The organism is Skermanella stibiiresistens SB22, assembly GCF_000576635.1.
GTDB lineage: Bacteria > Pseudomonadota > Alphaproteobacteria > Azospirillales > Azospirillaceae > Skermanella > Skermanella stibiiresistens.
In genome coordinates, this window is record NZ_AVFL01000181.1 from 1 (window position 1) to 211 (window position 211).

The window sequence follows — 211 nt, forward strand, 5'->3', positions numbered from 1 at the left end:
TACCAGGAGCTGGCGGCGGCGCGGCCAGACGCCTTCCGGCCCGACCTCGCCGGCTCGCTCAACAACCTGGCCAGCTTCCTCAGCGCTCTCGGGCGGCGCGAGGAGGCGCTGGAACGCGCCGGGGAGGCGGTGGCTGTTTACCAGGAGCTGGCGGCGGCGCGGCCAGACGCCTTCCGGCCCGACCTCGCCCTGTCGCTCAACAACCTGGCCA

At 73.9% G+C, this 211-nt stretch carries 1 protein-coding gene; it reads left to right on the forward strand.

Annotation, left to right across the window (positions count from 1 at the left end; genetic code table 11):
* A partial coding sequence (locus N825_RS35965; protein WP_037462702.1) for a tetratricopeptide repeat protein occupies window positions 1-211 on the forward strand: 211 nt, incomplete at both ends.